This window comes from Streptomyces sp. BRA346 (assembly GCF_052851135.1).
The window spans coordinates 16833-39922 of sequence record NZ_JAIWIH010000010.1 but is presented as its reverse complement, the minus strand read 5'-3'; the positions used below and the strand labels follow the sequence as shown (position 1 = coordinate 39922).

Genomic DNA, 23090 nt, shown 5'->3' with positions numbered 1-23090 from the left:
CGGCCCCGCGGGTCGACAGGTCTCCCACGATCAACACCAGCCGGGTTGGAACCAGCCCGGTTCGGCATTACAAGCAAAGGAGTCGCTGTGCTGGCTTGGTTCTCGCTCAGCACACCGGACCTCGTACCAGCCGTCTCGTCCGATTCCTCCCGATCTGAAGACCAGGGCATCTTCGGAGGTTCACGGTGATCGCCACGGACCGGGCGGCCCGTACGGGGAGGGGCGAGCCGTTCGACCCGTCGGCCGCGGCCGCGCGCGCGACCGACGCGATCCTGCACGACACGCTGCACGGCACCCACCGCGGTGTGGTCGTGGACTCCCCGCCCGGCGCGGGCAAGTCGACGCTGGTCGTCCGGGCGGCCCGGGAGCTGGCCGCCGCCGGGCGGCCGCTGATGGTGGTCGCGCAGACCAACGCACAGGTGGATGACCTGGTGGACCGGCTCGCCACGGCGGACCCGGACCTTCCGGTCGGCCGGTTGCACAGCAGCGATCCGCATCCGTACGACCCGGTGCTCGACGATCATCCGGCGGTGCGCTGCTCGGCGAAGGCCGCCGATCTGGCCGGGCTGGGCATCGTGGTGTCCACCGCTGCGAAATGGGCGCACGTCAAGAACGTCGAGCCGTGGAGCCACGCGATCGTGGACGAGGCGTACCAGATGCGCTCGGACGCGCTGCTGGCCGTCGCGGGGCTCTTCGAGCGGGCGCTGTTCGTCGGCGACCCCGGGCAGCTCGACCCGTTCAGCGTGGTGGGCGCCGATCAGTGGGCGGGGCTCTCGTACGACCCGTCGGCGAGCGCGGTGACCACGCTCCTGGCCCACAATCCGCGGCTGCCGCAGCACCGGCTGCCGGTGTCCTGGCGGCTGCCCGCGTCGGCCGCGCCGCTGGTCTCGGACGCGTTCTATCCGTACACGCCCTTCCGCAGCGGCACCGACCACGGTGACCGGCGGCTGAGCTTCGGGGTGCCCTCGGACGGTTCCGGGCCGGACCGGGTGCTGGACGAGGCCGCCGTCTCGGGGTGGGGTCTGCTGGAGCTTCCGGCCCGCCGTACGCCGCGCACCGACCCGGAGGCGGTGGCCGCCGTGGCCCAGGTGGTCCGGCGGACGCTGGACCGGGGCGGCGCGGCGGTCAGCGAGCGCGCCGACGAGCCGGTGCCGCTGACCGCCGACCGGATCGCCGTCGGCACCGCGCACCGCGACCAGGCGGCGGCCGTGCGGGCGGCGCTGGCGGGGCTGGGGGTGTCGGGCGTCACCATCGATACGGCGAACCGCCTCCAGGGACGTGAGTTCGATCTGACGGTGGTGCTGCACCCGCTGTCCGGCCGCCCGGACGCGACAGCCTTCCACCTGGAGACGGGCCGGTTGTGCGTGCTGGCGTCGCGGCACCGGCACGCGTGTGTGGTGGTGTGCCGGGCCGGGGTGGCGGAGCTGCTGGACGAGCATCCGTCGACGGAACCGGTGCAGCTGGGGGTGACGGTGAAGTTCCCGGACGGGTGGGAGGCGAATCACGCCGTTCTGTCGCACCTGGCCGAACACCGCGTCTCCTGGCGGCCGTAGGGGGTGTCGTGCCTCCGCCCGGCCCCGGACCGGTGGCCGGGAGCCGGGCGCTGGGTTCGGAGGAGGGGCCGATGGGGAGACACCCCTGGTGGGGGCGGCGGTCTTGCCTCCCGCGCGACAATGGGAGCAGGACGCACCGCGAACCGATCGTGTCCCACGACCCAGGAGGAGAGATCACATGCCCGAGCCGGATGCGGCTCAAGGCCCGCACGGCGGCGCGCCACGGCGAATGAAACCAGCCGCGCTGCTCTTCGAACCGGCCGCCGCCGTCAAGGACGAGGCGCACTTCTTCGACCTGGAATCGATCGAGGATCCACGCGAACTGCTCACCCGCTCGACCGAGCTGGTGCTCGCGTTCCGCGCGGCGACGGACCGGGCCATGGAGTTCCAGGCGATGGCGGCCGCGCAGCTCGCCGACCCGCGGCGGTTCGACCGGCTGACCCCCGCCGTGATCGCCGAGCGGGCGGAGTGGACCGAGGACTACGCCAAAAAGATGATCGAGTTCGGTCGCGAACTGATACAAAGCGGCGAGCTACCAGACTGATGGGCGTACTCCGTAGGAGAAACCCGCACGAACGCGTGGCGTCCTGCCGTGATCACGCGCCGGGGGCATATGCGGGCGGAAGGTACCCCATCGCCCCGCGTCATGTCCTGGTTTTGCCGCATCCCCCGACACCTCGTCCACCGACGGTAATTGTAGAAACATGAGCAGAACGCCTCGGGACGCACTTCACACCGCCGCCTACGTCACCCCGGCCGGCGCGGACTGGCTCGCCTCCGCCAGCCGGACCCCCCGCGGCGTCCACGCGCTCTGGGCACAGCATCCGGCGACCTCGGTCCCGCTGCCGTGCGGCACCGCATTCGACGTCGTCAGCATGGACGCGCTCTTCGGGCGCCGGGTGGTCAGCCGGTTATGGACCGATGGGCCCGGCACGGGTCCGGTGGCCGCCCAGGGCGGCCGGGTCCTGCTGTTCGCCACCCCGGGCTCGGCCCAGCGGCTGCCCGCGCTGCTCGGCTGGGAGGAGTGGGGCGGCGCCGCCCCACCGCTGCTCTGCTACGGCTGGGGAGACACGGTGACCGTGCCGCCCCTGTACCCCCTGGACCCCGGCCCGGCGGATCCCGAGCCCCCGGCGGAGATCGCCTCGTACGACGCGCCCTCGCCCCGCTGGCTCGTCGCCCCCGACGTCCGCAGCCCCTGGCTGCCCGGGCCCGAGGTGCTGCTGTGGGCCTGTGTGCGGGCGGCCCGCACGCTCCGTGCCACCGCCGATACGGACATGGAGAGCACGGACACGGGGGGTACGGACGCCGATGGCACGGACGCCGACGACAGGGCTGTGACCAGCGCACCCGCCCTTTTTCCGGGCTGAGAGCGGCCTGAAAGATATCGATTTTCGCTTCGCCTGACCCGGGTGCTAAGGTCTCCTACGTCAGCAGGCGCCGCTAGCTCAGTTGGTTAGAGCAGCTGACTCTTAATCAGCGGGTCCGGGGTTCGAGTCCCTGGCGGCGCACCGACATGCGAAGGCCCTTCACCACGTGTGAGGGGCCTTTCGTATGTCCTCGGGGCGGGCCGTCAGCCGCACGACCGCCGCCTCCGGGCCGGGCATCGACCGGGCCTCCTCCCGCAGCGCACGGGCCGCGACCACGTACGAGGGCTGCTCCAGCAGGGCGAAGAGGTCCCGGGCCAGCTGGGCACCGGCCGCCCGGGCGGTGCGCGGCGAACCGTCGAGGAGCGCGGCGGGGGTGTGCGCCCCGGCGCCCGTGAGGGCCACCCGCGCCCCGTTGAGCTGCTGCTCCGGGCGGGGCGCGACGATCAGCTGGGGCACCCCGGCCACCGCCGCGGCCAGGACGGCGGCCCCGCCGCCCTGGTGGAGCACCGCGCGGCAGCCCGGCAGCACCCGGTGCAGCGGTCCGGCGGGCGGCGGCCCCACCGCGGCGGTACCCAGCCGGACGACCTCCACCCCGCGCGCCTCGGCCGCCCGCAGCGCCGCCCGTACGGCTTCGGGCGGGCCCGCTGGGTCCTCCCACGCGGCACAGATGCGGGTGGGCGCGGGGACCGGCCCCCGGCGCGTCGAGTCGTACGACGGCTCGCCCACCGCGTCGTACGCCCCCTCGTACGCCCCGCGTGGCGCCCCGTACGGCGACTCGTAGGGCATCTCGTACGGGGGCTCGTACGGGGGCTCGTACGGCGACTCGTACGGGACGAACCGCACCGGAAGCCGCCGCTCCGGCGACGGCAGCGCCAGGCTCGGCGGGCAGGGGTCGAGCCACAGCTCCGGTTCGCGCGCCGGATCCGCCCCGTAGCGCCGCATCAGGCGTGCATAGCCGGGCAGCGGCGGGCCGTCCAGCCGCTGCCGGTCGAGGCGCAGCAGCGCCGCGCTCCCGCACAGCTGGCCGACCGCGGGCACGCCCAGCGCCGCCGCGGCCACCGTGCCCGCGTACGTACTCGCGTCGTGCACCACCAGCTCCGGCTGCCAGCAGCGGGCGTAGGCCACCAGCCCCTGGGCCATCGCCTCGGCGATGGCCACCCGCCGGTCGCCGAGGGCGCGCAGCACCCCGTGCTGCTCGGGGCCGAGCACACCGGGCCGCACCGGCCAGTCCGCGGGCCAGATGCCGCGCGAGCGGCGCGCCACGGCCGGTGGCAGGCCGAGCGCGCGGGGCAGCACCCCGGCGGGCACCGGCATCAGCCCGGCCCGGGCGACCGCCGCCGCGCAGCCGCCCGGGACCGCGACCCGCACCTGGTGGCCCGCCGCGAGGAAGGCCCGGGCGAGCGGCACCAGCGCGATCAGATGCCCGCCCGGGGCCCAGGTCGTGAACAGGACGCGCACGATCCCTCCCGGTCAGCCGCCTGTGAGCGTGAGGGTGTGGCCGGTGAGACGGGTGTTGGCCCCCGAGCACAGGAACAGCAGCGTCTGCGCGGCGGCTCCGGCCCCGGAGGGCGCGCCCTCCGGGCACACCGCGTTGACCAGCACGCCGTCCGCCGCCACCTGCCCGCTGAGGCCGCGGGCCAGGCCGTGCAGCCCGGCCTCGGCCGCGCCGTGGAACTCGTCGGGCACCCGGCGCGAGGACACCAGCGCGATCCGGCCCCAGCCGCGCTCCCGCATCCCGACGACGGCGCGCTGCACCGTACGGATCACCGGGGCGAGGCTGTCCGCGACGACCGGCAGCCAGTCCCCCTCGGGGATGTCCTCGAAACGGGCGCGCGAATCGCAGCGCGCGCCCCGCCGCCACGCGTTCGCCACCAGGACGTCGAGTGCGCCCCAGCGCTCCTCGACGGCGGCCACGACCCAGCGCGGCGACGCGGAGTCCTCCAGTGCGTACGGCACGGCGAACGCCTGGTTGCCGTCCGGGCCCGCCAGCTCGGCGGCCAGCTCCTCGGCGGTCTCGCGGCGGTTCCGGAAGGCCAGCGCCACCCGGGCGCCCTGTGCCGCGAAGGCGCGGGCGGCGGCCCGGCCGACGACGCCGGTGGCGCCGGTGACCAGGACCGTGCGCCCGTCCAAACCGAGGTCCATCATGGGCGCGCCGCCATCGCGCGGTCCGGCGCCCCCGCCTCGGCCAGCTGGTCGCGCAGCGACCGGACCGTGCCGAACCGCGGCCGCCAGCCCAGCAGCAGCCGGGCCCGGGAGATGTCCACCCGCTGCCAGGCAGGGCCCGGAGGGTGACCGCCGGCGCCCGGCTCCTCCACCAGCGGCACGCCGAGCCCGCTCAGCACGATCATGCGCTCCACCAGCCTGCGCACGCTCAGCGCCTGGCCACAGCCGATGTTGACGACCTGCCCGCTCGCGCGGGGCGCCGTCGCCGCCGCGAGGGCCGCGGCGGCGACGTCCCGGACGTCCACGAAGTCCCAGCGCCCCTCCAGCGGTTCCAGCCGCAGCGGACCCGGACAGCGCGAAGCCAGATGGCGGGCGACGGTGCCCAGGAGGTCGGCGCGGGGCGCGCCGGGGCCGAAGACATGGGCGATCCGCAGCACCGTGCCGTCCACCGCACCGGCCCGGGTGGCGCGCAGCAGGGCTTGTGCGCCGTGCAGTTTGGTGCGGCCGTACGCGCTGATCGGCGCGGGCGGCAGATCCTCGGTGATGCCGACGCCCCGGCACACCGGGCCGTACTCGTGGACGGTGCCCAGTTGCACCAGCCGGGGCCGGTACGGCAGCGCCGCGGCGGCCTCCACCAGGGTGCGCACCAGCCCGGCGTTGGCCTCGGCCAACTGCTTCTCGGTGCCGCCGTGGGTGAGCCCCGCCGCGTTCACCACGACATCGGCGGCGGCCCCGGCGAGGAGGGACGCGAGCTGCCCGGACGGGGCGCGGGTCAGATCCAGCCCGGCCCAGGAGACGGCCTCTCCGGGCTCCGGCTCCCGGCGGGAGACCACCAGCACCCGGGCGCCCGCGGCCTCGAACGCGCGCTGGACCGCACCGCCCAGGGCGCCGGTGCCGCCGAGCACCACGACGGACAGCCCCGCTGCGTCTGACACCCTCGGCACCATCGGCGCCCTCCTCGCGGTCGTTCCCGGATGGCGTTGCTGAGTACGCCATGGTCGCCGCCGTGACTTGAGCCCGCCTCGACCCGGCGCCGGTGCCGCCCCGGACCGGGCCGCCGCGCGCCGCCCGCTCAGGGGCGCCCGCACACCCTGGCATCCACGACGCGGATCACCGGGCCGCCGTACGCGATGCGTTGGAGCATCCTGCGGTGCAGCGGGGTGTGGCGCAGCGCCCGGGAGAGATACGGGCGCACACGAGTGGCGAACGCGCCGCCCGAGAGCAGGGCCCGGCTCTGCCGGGCCTGCATCCGTACGACGGCCGCGACATCGGGCTCCCGGCGCCCCTCGAAGGCGGCGAGGCGATCCGCGCCGACGTCCCCCGCGGCCAGCGCACCGACCAGCACGGGGTGCAGCACCACCGCGTCCTGGATGGCGAGGGTGATGCCCTGGGCGGCGATCGGGCCATGGGTGTGGGCGGCGTCGCCGATCAGCACCAGCCCGTCGTCCACCCAGCGCCGGGCACGGGCCGAGAAGACGTCCAACAGCCCGAGGTCGCCCAGGGCGCGGATCTGTTCGCGGATGGCCGTGGCGTACGGCGGCACGGCGCGCGCGAGCCGCTCCCTGACCCGGTCCGGGCCGAGCGCGGTGAGGGCGCGGTGGCCGTGCTGCGGCAGCGTCCAGCCGAGGTGTATGCGGTCCGGCCACGAGCCGTAGACCACCACCGGGCCGTCCCCGGTGCGGAACACCCGCACCTCGCGGAGCGGCGGGGCATGCGCGCCGCCCGCCCTGAGGGTGCACCACAGCAGCACGTGGTGCAGCGCCTCGGTGCGGCCCGCGCCGATCCCGGCCAGCCGCCGGACCCGGGAGTAGCGGCCGTCCGCACCGACCACGGCCCGGGCCCGCACGGTGCAGCGGCCGTCCGGCCCGTCGGCGGTGACCCCGGCGATCCGCCCGTCCCGCCACACCAGGCCGCCGACCCTCCGGCCGGGCAGATAGCGGAAGTCGGGCGAGCGGCGGCAATGGGCGAGGAGTTCGTCCAGCAGATGCGTGCGGGGAAGGGACAGCAGATGGTCGTACGGGGCGGGGAGGAGCCGGTAGTCGGCCTCCAGCAGCATCCGCTCGCCCTCGAACAGCCGGAACCGGTCGTGCTCCTGGGCGCCGCGCGCCCGCGCCCCGGCGAGCACCCCCAGCTCGTCCAGCAGCGCCTGCGCGCCGGGCTGGAGGATCTCGCCGCGGGACTCCCGCTCGTGCGCGCGGGCGCGCTCCAGCACCGTCACCCGCGCCCCCGAGCGCAGCATCAGCAGCGCCAGCACGAGACCGGCCGGGCCGCCGCCCACCACACAGACCTCGGTGTCGACCTCCTGGTGCGCCGTCGCCACCGGACTCACACCTCGTCGAGCAGGGCCACCGCGCGGGTCCAGCCCGAGCCCGCACCCGTGGTCTTCACGGGGAAGCAGGCGACCCGGAACCCGGTGGGCGGCAGGGTGTCCAGCCGCGCCAACCGCTCGATCTGGCAGTACTCCCGGCGGTGGCCCGCGAAGTGCGCGGGCCACAGCGCCGACCGGTCGCCGGTGGCGTGATAGCGGCGGATCATGTCGTGGAAGGGCGCGTCGAGGCTGAACGCGTCGGTGCCGATCACCCGGACCCCCAGGTCGAGGAGGTAGTCGGTGGCGGGGCCGTCGAGGCCGGTGAAGTCGGTGAAGTAGCGCGGCGTACCGGCCCAGCAGGCGGCACCGGTGTGCAGCAGGACGACGTCCAGCGGGCGGGGGCGACAGCCGGTGCGGGCGAGCGCCTTCTCGATGTCCTCGACCCCGGCGGTGCGGGTGTCCGGGTCGGCACCGGTGATGTCCAGGACGTGCGCCGGGCGCAGAAACCACTCCACCGGCATCCGGTCGATGACGCGCGACATCCCGCGCGCACCGGGGGCACCGCAGGGCGCGGGGGCGTCCACCGGTGTGGACAGGTCGATGATGCGCAAGGCACCCCCTCGGCTGGTGTCGGACGAGCGGTCGGCGGGAGGTCGGCGGGCGTTCGGGGCGGCGGACGTTCGGGTCGGTGGGAGTCGGCGGGAGTCGATGGTCGTGCGGCGGGAAATGCACTACGGCTCCGCTTGCCCGCGCGGGGGGATCGGGCAGCGGAGCCGTAGCAGACCCGGCTGAAGGGCGGCGCCGGGCGTTCGGGGGGAGGTCACCGGGCGGGCCCTGGGGAGGTGACGGGGCCTGTGCGGCGGGTGGAGCGGTCAGGCGGGGCGCGGGACGGACCGTACGGAGCGGCGGGTCAGGCGGCGAACAGGTCGAGCACCGGGCGGCGCCAGTGCCCTTCGAGGTCGAGGTCGAGCGCGGGGTCGGAGGCCAGCACCGCCTGCTGGAGCTTCTGGAGCCGCGGCGAGGGCTCCAGCCCCAGGTCCTCGACGAGCCGGGCGCGCAGCCCCTGGTAGACCTCCAGCGCCTGCCACGGGCGGCCCGCCCGGTACAGGGCGGCCATGCACTGGGCGTGCAGCCCCTCGTGCAGCGGATGGCGGGCGGTCAGCTCGGTGAGCTCGGTCAGCAGTTCGGCATGGCGGCCGAGCCGCAGATCGGCCTCGATGCGGCGCTCCAGGACGCCGAGGCGGCTCTCCTCCAGCCGGGCCAGCTCGATCTCCAGGACCGGACCGACCCGCACGTCCACCAGCGCCGGACCGCGCCAGACCGCGAGCGCCTCGCGCAGCAGCAGGGACGCCTCGGCGTCGTCCCCGGCGTCGAGTGCGTCGCGCCCGGCGGCCACCAGCCGGTCGTACTCATGGATGTCGACCGCGCCCGGCTGCGCCTCCAGGACATAGCCGCCGTACCGGGTGGCCAGCACGTCCTTCGAGGCCTGCGGCGCCTGGGGGCCGTAAGCGGCGGCCAGCCTGCGGCGGAGCTGAAGGATGTACGTCTGCAAGGTGGTGGGCGCACTGCGTGGCATCTGCGTGCCCCAGATTTCCTCCATAAGAGTGGGCACCGGCAGCATTTGGTTGGCGTAGACGGAAAGCAGTGCAAGGATCTGCCGCGGCTTGCCCGCGCTGGGCACGATCGACTGACCGCACGCCTCGACGCTCAGCGGCCCCAACACCTTGATGTCCATGGTCCTGTACCTCCGTCAACGGTCCGTCAGGTGCCTCCTGGCCGCGCGGCCGTGCCATCGAGGCACAGAAAAGACTCGCGGGTGAGCGGTGCCTCCGACCAGTGCCGGAATACCGAACTCGGTATGAGTCCTGGGAGGTCGGCCCATGACAAATTCACACCCTGGCGATGACGGCGGCACTGAACCGCGGCGGCGGCCCCGCCGCGGCCCCGGTCCACGACCGCCTCCCACCCCGAGGAGAGCCTGTGATGACGGAAGCCTCCATCCCCCCGCAACCCGCGGCCGACGGCGGTGTCCCGGCCCCGCCGGACCTCGACCCGAACGACCTGAACGCCCTGGACGCCCCGGACGACCCGCACGGCCTGGACGACCCGCACAACCTGGACGACCTGGTCATCGAGGAGCTCACCGACGCCTCCTGGCCGGTCGTCGCGCCGCGTATCTGCATCTGCACGTTCGGCGGGGAATGAGGGAGCGCGGACGCATGGCGGGCGAACTGGGCTTCACCCCGCATCTGCGGGTCGAACCGGTGCCGGGCGAGGCCGTCTACCTGGTCTCCGAGCACGGCGTCACCGCGCTGCACGGGCGGGCGATCGCGGCCCTCGCGCCGCTGCTGGACGGGTCGCGGGACCTCGCGCACATCCTCACCGAGGCCGCCCGCGCGGCCGGGCGGCCGGGCGCGGTGCCCGCCGGGCAGGCGGAGCGGGTCATCGCGCGGCTGCGGGCCGCGGGGCTGGTGTCCGAGCGGGAGCCCACGCACGCCCCCGGGCCCGAGGAGGCGTACTGGGAGCTGGCCGGTCTCGGCGGCGGGGACGGCCGCTCCATACGCCCGGCCGCCCGCCCGGCCGCGGCCTCCGTGGGGTCGGTGGCGTCGGTGATCCTGGGGTCGGCCGACCCCGCCGAAGTCGTCCGGGCGCTGCGGGCGGCGGGGCTGCGGGCGGCGGGCCCGGCGGACGACACGGGGGACGACCGGGCGGCGGCCCCGGCCGCGCAGGGCCGGGAGTGCCGATGGGCCGTACGTCAAGTCGGCCTCCGTCAACACGGCGCCGCAGAACTCACCCTTGTGGTGTGCGACGACTACCTCGATCCGCGGCTCGCCGCGGTCGACGCCGCCCATCGCGCCGCGGGCCGCCGCTGGCTGCCCGTCAAACCGGTGGGCACCCGGGCGTGGCTGGGCCCGTTCCTCGGCGCCCCCGACGACCCGTGCTGGGCGTGTCTGGCCGACCGGCTGTGGCGGGGGCGGCAGGCCGAGGCGTACCTCCAGCGCAGGCTGGGCCGCCCGGGGCCGGTGCCGCGGCCGCCGGCCTCACTGCCCGCGAGCCGCGCGGCCGCGCTCCAGCTGGCCGCGCTGGAGGCCGCCAAGTGGCTGGCCGGGCACCGGCATCCGGGACAGCAGGCGCTGTGCACCCTGGACAGCCTCACCGCCACCGTGGACCGCCATCCGCTCGCCCGCCGCCCGCAGTGCCCCGGGTGCGGGAATCCGGCGCTGGTCGCGGAGCGGATACGGGCGCCGCTGGCCCTGCCGTCGCCGCGCGAGCCCCGTGAGAACCACGTAAACGCCGCCGACGACGCCTCACCGCGCCGCGTGATGGAGCGGTACGGCCATCTGGTGGACCCCGTCACCGGGCTGGTCACCGAGATCCGCCGCGATCCGCGCGGCCCGGCCTTCCTCAACTGCTACCACGCCCGGCACCCTTCGTACGCCGCGTACGCCACCTCCCCGAGCGGGCTGGACGCCGTACGCGCCGGGCTGGGGGCCGCCGCGCACGGCAAGGGGCGGACCGCCGAGCAGGCCCGGGCGAGCGCCCTGTGCGAGGCCCTCGAGCACTACAGCGGCCACTTCCAGGGCGACGAGCCGCGCCAGCGCGCCCGCTACCGCGCGCTGGATCCGGCGGACGCGGTGCATCCGGACACCGTCCAGCTCGTGGATCCACGGCAGTTCGCGCGGCCGTGCACGGACCAGGGGGCGCCGCGCCGCCGGCTCCCCGACCCGTTCGACGAGGACGCCGAGCTGGACTGGACGCCGGTGTGGTCGCTCACCGCCGAGCGGCACCGGCTGCTGCCCACCGCGCTGCTGTACTACGGCGCACCGCAGCCCCCGGGGCGGCGCTGCTGCCGGGCTGACTCCAACGGCGCGGCGGCCGGGTCCACCCTGGCCGACGCCGTCGTGCGGGGCTTCCTGGAGCTGGTGGAGCGGGACGCGGTCGCCCTGTGGTGGTACAACCGCACCCGTCAGCCCGCGCTCCCCCTGGACGCCTTCGACGACCCGTGGCTGGCCGAACTGCGCCGCGCCCACGGCGGACTGCGGCGCGAGGTGTGGGCGCTGGACCTCACCACCGACTTCGGCATCCCGGTGGTCGCCGCACTCTCCCGCCGCACCGACAAGCCCGCCGAGGACATCACACTGGGCTTCGGCGCCCACTTCGACCGGCACACCGCGCTGTGCCACGCCTTCGCCGAGCTGAACCAGATGCTGCCCGCCGTGGTCGAGGCCCGCGCCGACGGCGGCGGATACGGCGCGGGCGACCCGGAGGCGCTGCGCTGGTTCCGCACCGCGACCACCGCCAACCAGCCCTATCTGACGCCCGATCCGGAAGCTGCGCCGCCGCCCGGGACGGCCGCTCCCCCGGACGGCGACGCCCTGGCCGCCGTACGGGACGCGGTCCGTGCGCGCGGGATGGAGCTGCTGGTGCTGGACCAGACCCGGCCGGACGTGGGACTGCCCGTGGCCAAGGTGCTGGTGCCCGGACTGCGCCCGCACTGGCCCCGGTTCGCCCCCGGGCGGCTGTACGACGTCCCGGTGGCCCTGGGACGGCTGCGGCGGCCGACGGCGTACCGCGAGCTGAACCCCGTTCCCCTTTTCCTGTGATTCTTCCTGTGATCCCCGGTGACAACCCGTAACTCTGTGTACAGCATGAGCCTTCTCCGCACCCCCTCCTCCCCCGCAAAAGATCGGATACTCTCGGGCAAGCCGCCCAATCCGGCCCGATCATCCGGAGGACGAGTGCAGGGGAGCCTCTTGCCCGACGATGCCGGGAAAAAGCCGCCGCGCGACCACGACGACCTGGCGCCGCGCCTGGCCGTGGTGATCACGGTGGTGGTGCTGCTGGGCTACTTCACCGTCGCCGTGACGTATGTGGTCGAAGGGCTCCCCCCGGGGAGCGCGGTGGACGCCGTGGTGCGGATGCTGGAGATCCTGCCGGTGCTGGCCGCGCTGCTGGGCATCCAGCTGCTGCACTCCTTCCCGGGTCTTGCGCCCCGGCTGGCCGCCGCCCGGCACTGGACGCTGCTGCTCCAGGCGGCGCTGACCTTCCTGCCGTTCGCCGTCTTCGAGCAGGCGTGGTTGGGCATGCCCGGCTTCCTGGCGGGCTCCGGGCTGCTGGTGCTGGCTCCGGCGGTGGCCTGGCCGACGTTCGCGGCGATCCTGGTGATCACCGATGTGCTGCTGTTCCAGGTGGGGTTCGGCTGGGACAAGGTCGCGTACACCACCGTGTCCACCACGATCACCGGGCTGGTGGTCTTCGGTCTCTCCCGGCTCTCCGGACTGGTCGCCGAGGTCTCCCGGTCGCGCGCGGAGCTGGCCCGGCTGGCGGTCGCGCAGGAGCGGCTGCGGTTCTCGCGGGACGTGCACGACCTGCTCGGCCTCAGCCTCTCCACCATCACCCTCAAGTGCGAGCTGGTGCACCGGCTGGTGCCCCGGCAGAACGACCGGGCGCAGCAGGAACTGGCCGAGATCCTCCAGACCTCCCGTCAGGCGCTGGCCGACGTACGGGCGGTGGCCAGCGGCTACCGCAAGATGTCGCTGTCCGCGGAGGCGGAGACGGCCCGGTCCATGCTGGCCGCGGCGGGCATCCGGGCCACCGCGGACATCGACTGCGGGCCGCTGCCCGAGCGGGTGGACACGGTGCTGGCGAGCGTGCTGCGCGAGGGGCTGACCAATGTGCTGCGGCACAGCAAGGCCGACCACTGCGCGATCACGGCCCGGCGGTCGGGGCCCACGGTGCGGCTGACGCTGGTGAACGACGGGGTGGGCAAGGCGTCCACCCTCCTGCGCGCGGACAGCGTCGCCGGTACCGCGGGCACCGACGGCGGCAGCGGGATCGGCAACCTCCGGGTGCGGCTGTCGGGCCTGGGCGGGCGGCTGTACGCGGACGTACGGTCCGACGGCCGGTTCGAGCTGCGGGCCGAGCTGGAGGTGTCCACGGAGGCGCCGCGCGGCGGGCGGGGGCGCGGTACGGAGGAGGAGCGGGGCCCGGCGGTGACGGCGTGACGTCCCGCTACAGCCAGCCCGCCTCGCGGGCGATCCGGATGGCGTCGACCCGGTTGCGCGCGTTGAGTTTGGTGACGGCCGAGGTCAGGTAGTTGCGCACGGTCCCCACCGACAGAAAGAGCCGGGCCGCGATACGGGTGGCCTCCTCGCCCTCGGAGGCCATGCGCAGCACCTCCAGCTCGCGCGGGGTCAGCGGCTGCGGGCCGTCGTCCAGGGCGGCCAGGGCGAGTTGCGGATCGATGACCCGCTCGCCCCGCGCGACCGCGCGAATGGCGTCGCACAGGGTGGCCGGGCTGCTGTCCTTCAGCAGAAATCCGGCGGCATGGGCCGCCAGGGCGCGCCGCAGATTTCCGGGCCTGCCGAGGCTGGTGAGCATCATGGTCCGGCATTCGGGCACGGCGGTGTGCAGCTCGGCGGCGGCGGTCAGGCCGTCCACTCCGGGCAGGTCGATGTCGAGAATCGCGACGTCCGGGCGGAGCTGACGGGCCTGCGGCAGAATATCGGCGCCGTTGGAGAATTCGGCCACGACCTCGATATCGGGTTCGAATTCCAGCAGAGCGACCAGTGCCTTGCGCAGCATATGCATGTCTTCGGCAATGAGCACTCTGACCATCTCGCCCCGCCCTTTCCCCCCACCGGCCCCCGCATGACGATTATTCCCCCGTGTTTCCTGGCCTCGCAGCTCTTTCCGCCCGATTTCCCTTGTCGAACAGCAGTATTACTGCGGCCGCTGTTCAGGCCGCGCCGCCCCGGCACGGTTCGGTGGGGCCGGGCGCGTAGTCCGCGTGCAGGGCGCGCAGTTCACCGCGCAGATACCACTCGCGCAGCAGGGCGCGGCGTACCTTCACCGCTCCGTCCCGGCGCACCGTACCGGGGCGGACGAGCAGCACCGCGCCGGTGGTGACGCCGAACTCCTCCGCCACCCGGGCCCGGATCCGGGCGGCGAGCCGGGGCAGTCCGGTCCGGGCGGCGCCCGCCGTACGGACCTCCTGGACGACGACCAGCGGCCCGGCGCCGGGGCCCGCGCAGAACACCCGGGCCGACCCCAGGGCCCGCCCGCAGCCGAGGAGTTCGCGCTCGACGTCCTGGGGGTGCAGGGTGACGCCGTCCACCAGGAGGCCGTCGTGGACCCGGCCGGTCATGCGGATTCCGCCGTCCGCGGCGAGGCCGAGGTCGCCGGTGCGCAGGAATGCGCCCGGGCCGTCGGCGGCCCGGGCGGCGAAGAGCGGCACGGTGTCCGGCGGCCGCCCCCAGTAGCCGGTGGCGACGGCGGCGCCGCGCGCCCAGATCTCCCCGGCCGTCCCCTCGGGCAGCCGGCGGCACGTCAGCGGGTCGACGACGCCGAACTCCGCACCGGGCACCGGGGCCCGGCCCTCGGCGAGCAGCAGGGGCGCGCCTTCGGCGGGGGCGTATCCGGCGACCAGGGTTCCGGTGCGCAGCCCCGCGGCGGCGTAGCGTGGGTGAAGGCGGCCATGGTGGCGGGCGAGACCGGCTCCCCGGCGTTGAGCGCGGTCCGCCAGCGGGAGAGGTCGAGCCCGGCGGGCTGTTCGTCGGGGGTCAGCGCGGCGCAGCGCGCGTAGTGGGTGTCGGGGGCGACGGCTTCGGTGATGCCGTGGCGGCTGATGGCCCGCAGCCAGGCGGCCGGGTCGGTACGGAACGGGCGCGCGGGCAGCGGGACGGCGGTGGCGCCCAGCCACAGCGGGTGCAGCACCTGCCCGATCTGGCCGGGGGTGTGGCGGCGGGGCAGCCAGCCGCCGATCCGGGAGCGGGGGCCGGTGCCCAGGGTGGCGCGCAGGGCGTGCATGGCGGCGAGGAGGTTGCGGTGGGTGAGCCGGGCGCCGCGCGGGGCGGTGGCGGGCCCGGCGTCGTACGCCAGCAGGGCGAGGCTGTCGGGGTCGGTGCGCGCGGGCAGGGCGTCCGGGGCGCGATCGGTGCCGTGGTCCGGCCGCAACCGGTCGACGGGCAGGCAGGTGAGGTCGGCGCGGCCGACGAGGGAGAGGCGGCGGGAGGTCTCGGTGGCGTGCGCGGTTTCGGTGAGGACGAGGTCCACGGCGGCGTCGCGGGCGATCGCCGCGGTGCGCTCGGCGGCGGTGCGGGAGGCGGTGGGCGCGGGGACGGGGACGGCGACGGCGCCCGCGTAGAGGCAGCCGAGCAGGGCGGCCGCGATGTGCGGGCCGGGGTCCAGGACGACGAGCACCCGGCGCCCGGCGGCGTCGCGTCCGCGCAGCCAGGCGGCGACGGCTCCGGCGCGGGCGTCGAGTTCGGCGTAGGAGATCCGCCGCTCGCCGCCGGTGCCATCCGGGTGGGCCAGCGCCACGGTGTGGTCCCCGCCGTCCCGGGCCCGTTCTCTCAGTGCCTCGGCCAGATTCGCGTGTCGTGGCATGGTCGCTCCCGGCGCCGGAGATCAAAACGAGGCCACAGTCTCGGAGCGCCACCTCGAACGCTGCTTGATCACCGTTCGGGTGCCGGGGCCTGCGCTACGGTGTCGGCCGGTTCAGGAGGCGTTCCAGGCGCGCCAGGGGGTGTCTTGCCGATCATGCCGGGCTCGCGACGCCTGGCACGGCACCTCGCGGCCCCGCGCTCGTCGCTCCCCCAGCTACCGCTGGGAGGTGCCCCCTGACGCCGCTCGCCGATCCGGCCTGACCGGCAAGACACCCCCTAGGTGCGCTCGCCACGGGTGACCTGGACGGCCCAGGAACCTCCGGTGGCGCGGCCGGTGACGGTCACGCGGACCGCTTCCTCCCTGGCCAGGAGGGAGTCGCCGACGCCGAGCGGGGCGTCGGCCAGCTCGGGGTAGACGGACTCGTTCCAGCAGGCCGAGGTGGCGGGGTGGCCGTCCAGCACCCGGACGGGGCCCTCTCCGGAGGCGGCGTCGTTGCGCACCCGGTAGACCAGGACGCCTTCGGTGCAGGTGCCCGCGTCGTTGCCGTACGCGCCGCGCGCCTCGATGGCCAGTGCGGTGGTGGGGCCGGTGCGGACCACCACCAGCCGGGTGCGGGTGTCGGCGCCGGGGCGGCCCTCCATGGGGGCGCCGAGGGGCTGGAGGGTGTACATCTTCGGGCCGAGGGCCCGGGCGCAGACCACCTGTCGGCCGGTGAGCCAGCCGAGTTTCCACTTGTGCCAGCCGAAGGGGTCCGGGGAAAGGCCGAACTGGCTGCCCATCAGGTCCCAGTCGCCGACGTAGGTGTCCCAGTCGCCGCTGTTGTCGGCGGTGCTGGGCCGGTGGTAGAGGTCGGGCAGGTCGAAGACGTGCCCGGTCTCATGGGCGAGGACATTGCGATCGGGCGGATGGTGCTCGAAGACGGTCACCAGGCGGCGCAGATCCTTACCGTCGGCGCGCAGGGGCCGTTCGAAGTTGACCACTTTGGTCGCGTCGGCGTCGACGCCCGGGGCGTCGGGGTCGGCGACCAGATAGACGATGTCGTAGCGGCCGAAGTCCAGGTGCGGATCGGCGGCGCGGATGGCGTCGCGCAGGTACGCGGCGCGGCGCGCGGAGTTCCAGTCGCGCTGTATGGCGTACGCGGTGGACGCCTTCGGCATGGTGATCCAGCGCCGCAGCGGGTGGACGCGCAGCGAGAAGCGCCCGTAGGAGGCGCGCTGGAAGAAGTCGCCGGTCGCGGGGGTGTGGTCGGCGGCCAGCCGGGCTGGGGTGACCTTGGGGGCGGCGTCCGGGAAGGACAGGAAGACCATGGCCGCGCGGAGGGAGCGGACCGGGCGGGGGTAGTTGTGGTTCCAGTTGTCCAGCCCCTCGGAGTGGTGGGCCTCGGTGCGCTCCAGGGTGCACGGCCCGCCCGCGCCCGCGGCCGTGGCGGGGCCCGCCACCACGGTGGTGGCGATGACGGCGCTCAGCGAGGTCAGTACGGCCTGGGCACGGCGCAGCCGGGTCGTCCGCGGCGCCCCCGCGAACGCTTGAGGACGCACCATGCCGACCTCCCGGGCGTAGACGGAACACCCACTCCACCCTGGGTCGGATGGGCGCGGTACGCCCTGTTCGGCTGGACCGGTCGAGTGAACCGGCCGGGAATCGGGTACGTAACAGACGGTCACATCCGGTCAAGCGGGCAGTGCGCCCGCGCAGAGTCGAACAGATACGACCAAACACCTTGTCAAGGCGGCGGTGATCGCGATGGCGTCGATGGAACGCGCGGAGTACGAGCCTCTATGATCGGCACATTTCCAGCGGGGATTACCTACTCAGGCAGGTTCTTGACGCCTGCCCGGCACCCGGTGTGAGAGATGCACGAGACGTGTACGACACAGATGACATACCTGGACCAGACAAACGCCACGCGGGAGCGAGCGGTGAGCGGAACCCCCGACGGGCAGGGCCGCGCGCCCGGCGCGACGCTGCCGACGATCACTGAGCGTCATACCCACCCCAGCGCTCCGCCCGTCGAGGCGGGCGCCGGCGCACCCCCCGCCCCGGCGGCCGCCGCGGGCGCGCAACCCTGCCCGCAGGGCGCTCCCCCGGGCCCACCACGCGGCGCTCCCCCGGGCGCCGCGCCCGGCGACTACCGGGCCGCCTTCAACGCCGCGCGGCTCGCCATGGCGGTCATCGACCGCGAGGGCAACGTCCTCGACGCCAACCCCGCCCTGGGCACGCTGCTGGGCGCCGACCCCGCCCAGCTGGCGGCCCGCGGCGCAGCCGAGCTGGCGGAGCTGCGCGAGGACGCGCGCGCCTGGAACGACTATCGCGAGGTGCTGCTCGGCCACCGCGAGCGGATGACGTGCACCCGTCGGCTCCATCACTCCGACGGCCACGCCCTGTGGACCGAGATCACCGTCGAAACGGCCCCGGACAGCTGTGGCTTGCTGCTGTCGATGGCCGACATCAGCGACCGCCGGGACCTCCAGGGCAGGCTGCGCCATCTCCAGATGCACGACCCGGTGACCCGGCTGCCCAACCGGAACCTGTTCTTCGAGCGGCTGGCCGCCGCGCTGGAGGCGGGGGCGTACGACCGCGCGGGCACCGGCCGGATCGGGCTGTGCTACCTCGACCTGGACGGCTTCAAGGCCATCAACGACACCCTCGGCCACCGGGTCGGCGACCGGCTGCTGCGCGCGGTCGCCCAGCGGCTCTCCGAGTGCGCGGCGCCCGGCGACCATCTGGTGGCGCGGCTCGGCGGTGACGAGTTCGCCCTGCTGGTGCGGGAGTCCAGCGGCACCGAGCAGGTGTGCGAGCTGGCCCGCTCGGTGCTGGCCGCGCTCCAGCGGCCGTTCGACGTGGGCGGGCAGCGGCTGTCGGTGTCGGCGAGCATCGGCGTCGTGGAGCGGCCCGCGGCGGGCACCCACACCACGTGGCTGATGCAGGCCGCGGACACCACGCTCTACTGGGCGAAGGAGGACGGCAAGGCGCGCTGGACCCTGTTCGACCCCGAGCGCAACGCCCACCGCATGACCCGCCAGGCGCTCTCCAGCACACTGCGACCGGCGGTCGAGCGGGAGGAGTTCGTGCTGGACTACCAGCCGCTGGTCGGCCTGGTCGACGGGGTCGTACGGGGCGTGGAGGCGCTGGTGCGCTGGGACCATCCGCAGTTCGGCAGGCTTTCGCCGAATCGGTTCGTCCCGCTGGCCGAGGAGAACGGCGCGATCGTGCCGCTCGGGCGCTGGGTGCTGCGTACCGCCTGCCGTCAGGCCCGCGCCTGGCAGCAGGCCCATCCGCGGCATCCGCTGGTGGTCAGCGTCAATGTGGCCGTGCGTCAGGTGTGGGACTCCGACCTGGTCGCCGACGTGGGCACGATCCTCGCCGAGACGGGGCTGCCACCGCGGCTGCTCCAGCTGGAGCTGACCGAGTCGGCGGTCATGGGCTCGGCGGGCCGTCCGCTCCAGGCGCTCCAGCAGCTGAGCGACATGGGGGTGGCCATCGCGATCGACGACTTCGGCACCGGCTACTCCAACCTCGCCTATCTGAGCCGGCTGCCGGTCTCCACGCTCAAGCTGGACGGCTCCTTCGTCCAGGGCTTCCGGGCCGAGGAGCACCCCAATCCGGCGGACGAGACGATCGTCCGGGCGCTGGTGGAGCTGGCGCACCGGCTGGGGCTCACGGTGGTGGCGGAGTGCGTGGAGAGCGCGGAGCAGGCGGAGCGGCTGGGACGGATCGGCTGCGACACGGGCCAGGGCTGGTTCTACTCCCGCCCGGTCCCGCCGGACCGCATCCCTCCCATGCTCCCCGCCTGCCCTCTCTCCCCTTAGGGGGTGTCCGCGGACGCGTCCGGCAGACCGTACGCGTCCGCGATCAGGTCGTACGAACGGAGCTTGGCCTCCGGTCCGTGCGCCGTCGTCGTGATCTTGAGTTCGTCCGCGCCGGTGCGCTTGACCAGGTCGTCCAGGCCCTCGTGCACCTCGTCCGGCGTCCCGTACACCACATTGGCCAGCCAGTTGTTCACGAAGTCGCGCTCGATCTCGCTGAACGCGTAGCGCTCGGCCTCCTCCGGCGACGGCACCAGGCCCGGGCGCCCGGTGCGCAGCCGGAGCATGGAGAGGGCGCCGGTGAGCACCTGCCGGTAGGCCTCCTTCTCGTCCTCGGCCGCGAACGCCGAGACGCCGATCGACGCGTACGGCCGGTCCAGCACCGCGGACGGCCGGAACGACTCGCGGTAGAGGTCGAGGGCGGGGATCGTGTTGGCCGCGGAGAAGTGGTGCGCGAAGGAGAACGGCAGGCCCAGCTGCCCCGCGAGCCGGGCGCTGAACCCGCTGGACCCCAGCAGCCATACCGAGGGCCGGTCGGCGGACTGCACCCCGCCGGGGACCGTCCCCTGGACGGGCCCGGGCACCGCGTGGATACGGGCGTACCGGTGGCCGTCGGGGAAGTCGTCGTCCAGGAACCGGGTCAGCTCGGCGAGCGCTTGCGGGAACTCGTCGGCGCCCTCGCGCAGCCGGTCGGTGCGGCGCAGCGCGGCCGCGGTGGCCCCGTCCGTGCCGGGGGCGCGGCCGAGGCCGAGGTCGATCCGGCCGGGGGCGAGCGCCTCCAGCGTGCCGAACTGCTCGGCGATGACGAGCGGGGCGTGGTTGGGCAGCATCACCCCGCCCGAGCCGAGCCGGATCCGCTCGGTGTGCGCGGCCAGATGGGCGAGGATGACGGCCGGGGAGGAGCTGGCGACGCCCGGCATGGAGTGGTGCTCGGCCACCCAGAAGCGGTGGAAGCCGCGGCGCTCGGCGAGCCCGGCCAGCTCGGTGGTGGTGCGCAGCGCCTGGGTGGCGGTCAGCCCGCTGCCGACGGTCGCCAGGTCCAGCACCGACAGCGGTACGGGCGCGCTGCCCCGGGCCCTGGCCCGGATGGTGTCGCGCTCCGCGTCTCGCTCTTCGCCTCGCCGGTCCTGCTCATCGGCCACGGTGGCCCGCCTCCCTGATCGCGCTGCGGTGCACATTCGTCCACCGCGCACGGTCAACCGGATGAAGGCTCCGCTTTATTCCCGGCCCCGGGACCAGGGAGGATCCAGGGTTCGTAGGTCCTCCGGGTCCCGGGGCCGAGCGGCGTCAGGCGGTACGGCGGCGGCGGAGCACCAGGACGCTGGCCGCGGTGCCGAACGCCAGCGCACCGCAGCGGCCACCGTCACCGCACCGGCGATCAGCCGCGGGCGTGGCGCCCCGGACACGAGGGGAGGAAGGCGGCGCACGGCTGCATGCCAAGCGGACTTCGGGAAGCGGCACTCTGCCGGGGACGGCCGGAGGGAGGGAATTCCCACCCGGTTCACCGGTCCGTCATCGCCCGCTCCCTCTGTCCGCCGCCGTCGCCGCCCGCTCCCCTCGTCCGTCCCTTGGTCGCCGCCCGGTCGCCGCTCAGCCGCCCGCGGCGAACAGCGTGCCCAGCCGGTCATGGACCGGCCTGCGGCCCAGCAACCGCAGCCCCTCCCAGACCGTGACCTGGTTCGCGGTGAGCACGGGCTTGCCCAGATCCGCCTCCAGGTCGGCCAGCCAGGCGGCCGTGTGCAGGGCGGTGTCCGGCAGCAGCACCGCCTGGGCGTCGGGATGGTCACCATGGCGGGCCATCCTCAGCACCTCGTCCTTCCCCCAGGTGCCGACCTCGGCGGCGGTGATGATGCCGCTGCCCTGGGTGGAGACCACCTCGGCGCCGGCCGACTTCAGAAACGTCCTGAAGTACTCCGCGACGTCTTCCGGATAGGTCGCGGCGATGGCCAGCTTCTCCACGCCCAGCGCCTGCACCGCATGGGCGAAGGCGAAGGAGGTGCTGGAGGCGGGCAGCCCGGCCGTCTCCTCCAGCTCGCTCACCTGCTCCCGGGCACCTTCCCAGCCGAAGACGAAGCTCGCGCTGGTACACGCCCAGATCACCGCCTGGGCGCCGCGCTCCTTCAGCTCGGCGACCCCGGCCGCGAGGCGGGCCCCGGACCCCATTTCCAGCAGGGCGTCGACCCGGTGCGCGTCCTCACCGATGTCGGTGTGGACGAGCGGGAGCCGCACGCTGTCGCCGAGCATCCCCTCCAGACGCGGATAGTCGTCCTCGGCGGAATAGCCCGGGTAGAGAAAGCCCACCGTGTCCGGCGTCTGGTGCGCCGTCTGCTGCGTCGCGTCCGTCATGACTGCCTCCTTACCTGCGGCCCCCGCGGGCGCCGCCCCTGCACTGTCACTTCTGATACACCGCAGCTACCCGGCAGGTTCCCTCACATCGCAGACGGGCCTCCCGAATCATCGAGGAACGGGCCCTCGCCGATCCCCGGCCCGAAGCCCGGGTCGAGCCCGTCCGCCGGATCGACGTCCGGCCCCGGCGACGCGGCCCCGGCCAGTGCCGCCTCCGGCTCCGCATGCGTCGCCGGCCCCGCCATCGGGGGCAGCGAGGCCATCGGGTCGGCCACCGTCGACGACGCCATGCCCGCCGGGCCCCGCCGCGCGGCCGGGTCCAGCAGCGCCTGGTACGGGCCGACCGCCTGGGCACCGATCTCCCGCAGTGCCGCCCAGACCGTCACCTGGTTGGCCGACAGTACGGGCATCCGCAACTCCGCCTCCAGCTGCGGAATCACGTCGTACGTCGGCAAGTTGGTGCAGCTGATGAAGAGTGCGTCGGGCGACCCGACCACCGCCTCCCGCGCCATGTCGACCACGTCGCGGTAGGGGACCTTCCAGATGTGCCGGGTCAGTCCGAGATAGGCCCGGCCCGTCACGGTGATACCGGCCTCGCCGAGGTAGTCCTCCAGCGAGTCGGTCACCGACCGGGTGTACGGGGTCACCACCGCGACCCGCCGGGCGCCGATCTCCCGCAGCGCCTCCAGCAGGGCGCCCGAGGTGGTGAGCGAGGGCAGCTCGCCCGCCTGTGTCATCGCCGCGCACATCGCGCGCTCGCCGGCCACGCCGCCGACGAAGCTGCCCGAGGTGCAGGCGTAAGCGGCCACTTCCGGTGCGACGGCGCTCAGCGCCCGCACCGCGTCCTGAAGGGTTTCGTGCTCGCTCACGAGCCGTGCCAGGTCGAGACTGACCTCGACCGGAACGAAGGGGGTCCGGGTGAGGTGCAAGGAAACCTCGTCCGGCACCCAGCGCCACAGTTCGCGATCAAGCGCGAAGTCGAACGGTGCGACGACGCCCACGCCACGTTGCGGCTGCGGGCCACCCAGAAAGGAGACGTCCATATATCGAGCCCCAATACAGAAAGGGAGGGCTGGACCATTGGCCAGAGATATAAGAGAGAGCACCGGCCTGATGCCGGGACGTCGGGACAGATCCGTTGTTGACGACGGTAGTTTCC

The 23090-nt window shown here is 74.5% G+C and carries 19 protein-coding genes, 1 tRNA gene and 1 pseudogene; 8 read left to right on the top strand and 13 right to left on the bottom strand.

Features of this window, described 5'->3' with window-relative positions; all coding sequences use genetic code 11:
• Positions 1–185: 185 nt before the first annotated feature.
• The 4 genes from LCH29_RS15220 (at position 186) to LCH29_RS15205 (ending at position 3061) form a co-directional block, all read left to right on the top strand.
• Positions 186–1553, top strand: a complete 1368-nt coding sequence (locus LCH29_RS15220) for an AAA domain-containing protein (RefSeq protein WP_446462267.1) — start codon at positions 186–188, stop codon at positions 1551–1553.
• Between the two features lie 178 nt (positions 1554–1731).
• Positions 1732–2097, top strand: coding sequence for a hypothetical protein (locus tag LCH29_RS15215; RefSeq protein ID WP_446462266.1), 366 nt, complete (start codon positions 1732–1734; stop codon positions 2095–2097).
• A 160-nt stretch (positions 2098–2257) separates the two neighbouring features.
• Complete coding sequence (locus LCH29_RS15210; protein WP_446462265.1) at positions 2258–2920, top strand: bifunctional DNA primase/polymerase; 663 nt, start codon at positions 2258–2260, stop codon at positions 2918–2920.
• Between the two features lie 67 nt (positions 2921–2987).
• Positions 2988–3061, top strand: a tRNA-Lys gene (locus tag LCH29_RS15205).
• Positions 3062–3079: 18 nt separating this feature from the next.
• Here the strand turns inward: LCH29_RS15205 and LCH29_RS15200 are convergent.
• From LCH29_RS15200 to LCH29_RS15175, 6 genes and pseudogenes are all read right to left on the bottom strand, one after another.
• Positions 3080–4378 (bottom strand): nucleotide disphospho-sugar-binding domain-containing protein, encoded by a 1299-nt coding sequence (locus LCH29_RS15200; protein ID WP_446462264.1) that lies wholly within the window; start codon positions 4376–4378, stop codon positions 3080–3082.
• Between the two features lie 12 nt (positions 4379–4390).
• Positions 4391–5065, bottom strand: coding sequence for an SDR family NAD(P)-dependent oxidoreductase (locus LCH29_RS15195; RefSeq protein WP_446462263.1), 675 nt, complete (start codon positions 5063–5065; stop codon positions 4391–4393).
• On the bottom strand, positions 5062–6018 hold the full coding sequence (locus LCH29_RS15190; RefSeq protein ID WP_446462262.1) for an NAD-dependent epimerase/dehydratase family protein: 957 nt from the start codon (positions 6016–6018) through the stop codon (positions 5062–5064). Before LCH29_RS15190 ends, LCH29_RS15195 begins: the two co-directional genes overlap by 4 nt.
• Before the next feature lie 137 nt (positions 6019–6155).
• The gene (locus LCH29_RS15185; RefSeq protein WP_446462261.1) at positions 6156–7403 is read right to left on the bottom strand and encodes an FAD-dependent monooxygenase; all 1248 of its coding nucleotides are present in this window, start codon (positions 7401–7403) and stop codon (positions 6156–6158) included.
• A gap of 5 nt (positions 7404–7408) precedes the next feature.
• A pseudogene (locus LCH29_RS15180) lies at positions 7409–7981 on the bottom strand (cyclase family protein); the annotation flags it as partial.
• 320 nt (positions 7982–8301) lie between these two features.
• Positions 8302–9126 (bottom strand): AfsR/SARP family transcriptional regulator, encoded by an 825-nt coding sequence (locus tag LCH29_RS15175; RefSeq protein WP_446462260.1) that lies wholly within the window; start codon positions 9124–9126, stop codon positions 8302–8304.
• A 248-nt stretch (positions 9127–9374) separates the two neighbouring features.
• Here LCH29_RS15175 and LCH29_RS15170 point away from each other — a divergent pair, with 248 nt between their 5' ends.
• The 3 genes from LCH29_RS15170 (at position 9375) to LCH29_RS15160 (ending at position 13396) form a co-directional block, all read left to right on the top strand.
• Entirely contained in the window at positions 9375–9596 is a 222-nt protein-coding gene (locus LCH29_RS15170; RefSeq protein WP_446462259.1) for a hypothetical protein, read from the top strand.
• A gap of 14 nt (positions 9597–9610) precedes the next feature.
• The gene (locus LCH29_RS15165; protein ID WP_446462258.1) at positions 9611–11995 is read left to right on the top strand and encodes a TOMM precursor leader peptide-binding protein; all 2385 of its coding nucleotides are present in this window, start codon (positions 9611–9613) and stop codon (positions 11993–11995) included.
• 150 nt (positions 11996–12145) lie between these two features.
• A complete protein-coding gene (locus LCH29_RS15160; RefSeq protein WP_446462257.1) occupies positions 12146–13396 on the top strand; it encodes a sensor histidine kinase in 1251 nt (416 codons plus the stop codon).
• Positions 13397–13403: 7 nt separating this feature from the next.
• On the opposite strand, the gene LCH29_RS15155 is transcribed toward LCH29_RS15160, so the two are convergent.
• The 4 genes from LCH29_RS15155 to LCH29_RS15140 all read right to left on the bottom strand — a co-directional run bounded on the left by LCH29_RS15155 (position 13404) and on the right by LCH29_RS15140 (position 17320).
• Positions 13404–14009, bottom strand: coding sequence for a response regulator transcription factor (locus tag LCH29_RS15155; RefSeq protein WP_446462256.1), 606 nt, complete (start codon positions 14007–14009; stop codon positions 13404–13406).
• 121 nt (positions 14010–14130) lie between these two features.
• Positions 14131–14757 carry a hypothetical protein gene (locus tag LCH29_RS15150; RefSeq protein WP_446462255.1) on the bottom strand — a complete coding sequence of 209 codons (627 nt, stop codon included), beginning with the start codon at positions 14755–14757 and terminating at the stop codon, positions 14131–14133.
• Entirely contained in the window at positions 14721–15779 is a 1059-nt protein-coding gene (locus LCH29_RS15145) for an AMP-binding protein (protein WP_446462254.1), read from the bottom strand. Before LCH29_RS15145 ends, LCH29_RS15150 begins: the two co-directional genes overlap by 37 nt.
• A gap of 275 nt (positions 15780–16054) precedes the next feature.
• Positions 16055–17320 carry a M6 family metalloprotease domain-containing protein gene (locus LCH29_RS15140; RefSeq protein ID WP_446462253.1) on the bottom strand — a complete coding sequence of 422 codons (1266 nt, stop codon included), beginning with the start codon at positions 17318–17320 and terminating at the stop codon, positions 16055–16057.
• A gap of 336 nt (positions 17321–17656) precedes the next feature.
• On the opposite strand from LCH29_RS15140, the gene LCH29_RS15135 reads away from it, so the two are divergent.
• Positions 17657–19588 carry a putative bifunctional diguanylate cyclase/phosphodiesterase gene (locus tag LCH29_RS15135; protein ID WP_446462252.1) on the top strand — a complete coding sequence of 644 codons (1932 nt, stop codon included), beginning with the start codon at positions 17657–17659 and terminating at the stop codon, positions 19586–19588.
• Here LCH29_RS15135 and LCH29_RS15130 read toward each other — a convergent pair.
• The 3 genes from LCH29_RS15130 to LCH29_RS15120 all read right to left on the bottom strand — a co-directional run bounded on the left by LCH29_RS15130 (position 19585) and on the right by LCH29_RS15120 (position 22974).
• The gene (locus tag LCH29_RS15130; RefSeq protein WP_446462251.1) at positions 19585–20727 is read right to left on the bottom strand and encodes an LLM class flavin-dependent oxidoreductase; all 1143 of its coding nucleotides are present in this window, start codon (positions 20725–20727) and stop codon (positions 19585–19587) included. The two genes, LCH29_RS15135 and LCH29_RS15130, sit on opposite strands and share 4 nt — an antisense overlap.
• A gap of 448 nt (positions 20728–21175) precedes the next feature.
• Positions 21176–21931 (bottom strand): maleate cis-trans isomerase family protein, encoded by a 756-nt coding sequence (locus LCH29_RS15125; RefSeq protein ID WP_009717655.1) that lies wholly within the window; start codon positions 21929–21931, stop codon positions 21176–21178.
• An 83-nt stretch (positions 21932–22014) separates the two neighbouring features.
• Positions 22015–22974, bottom strand: coding sequence for a maleate cis-trans isomerase family protein (locus LCH29_RS15120; protein WP_446462250.1), 960 nt, complete (start codon positions 22972–22974; stop codon positions 22015–22017).
• Between the last annotated feature and the right edge of the window lie 116 nt (positions 22975–23090).

Bases quoted from the DNA above. Each gene is read 5' to 3' on its own strand.
- LCH29_RS15215 (WP_446462266.1), top strand. From the start codon at position 1,732: ATGCCCGAGCCGGATGCGGCTCAAGGCCCGCACGGCGGCGCGCCACGG.
- LCH29_RS15210 (WP_446462265.1), top strand. From the start codon at position 2,258: ATGAGCAGAACGCCTCGGGACGCACTTCACACCGCCGCCTACGTCACC.
- LCH29_RS15195 (WP_446462263.1), bottom strand. From the start codon at position 5,065: ATGATGGACCTCGGTTTGGACGGGCGCACGGTCCTGGTCACCGGCGCC.
- LCH29_RS15175 (WP_446462260.1), bottom strand. From the start codon at position 9,126: ATGGACATCAAGGTGTTGGGGCCGCTGAGCGTCGAGGCGTGCGGTCAG.
- LCH29_RS15170 (WP_446462259.1), top strand. From the start codon at position 9,375: ATGACGGAAGCCTCCATCCCCCCGCAACCCGCGGCCGACGGCGGTGTC.
- LCH29_RS15165 (WP_446462258.1), top strand. From the start codon at position 9,611: ATGGCGGGCGAACTGGGCTTCACCCCGCATCTGCGGGTCGAACCGGTG.
- LCH29_RS15155 (WP_446462256.1), bottom strand. From the start codon at position 14,009: ATGGTCAGAGTGCTCATTGCCGAAGACATGCATATGCTGCGCAAGGCA.
- LCH29_RS15145 (WP_446462254.1), bottom strand. From the start codon at position 15,779: ATGCCACGACACGCGAATCTGGCCGAGGCACTGAGAGAACGGGCCCGG.
- LCH29_RS15140 (WP_446462253.1), bottom strand. From the start codon at position 17,320: ATGGTGCGTCCTCAAGCGTTCGCGGGGGCGCCGCGGACGACCCGGCTG.
- LCH29_RS15135 (WP_446462252.1), top strand. From the start codon at position 17,657: ATGACATACCTGGACCAGACAAACGCCACGCGGGAGCGAGCGGTGAGC.
- LCH29_RS15125 (WP_009717655.1), bottom strand. From the start codon at position 21,931: ATGACGGACGCGACGCAGCAGACGGCGCACCAGACGCCGGACACGGTG.
- LCH29_RS15120 (WP_446462250.1), bottom strand. From the start codon at position 22,974: ATGGACGTCTCCTTTCTGGGTGGCCCGCAGCCGCAACGTGGCGTGGGC.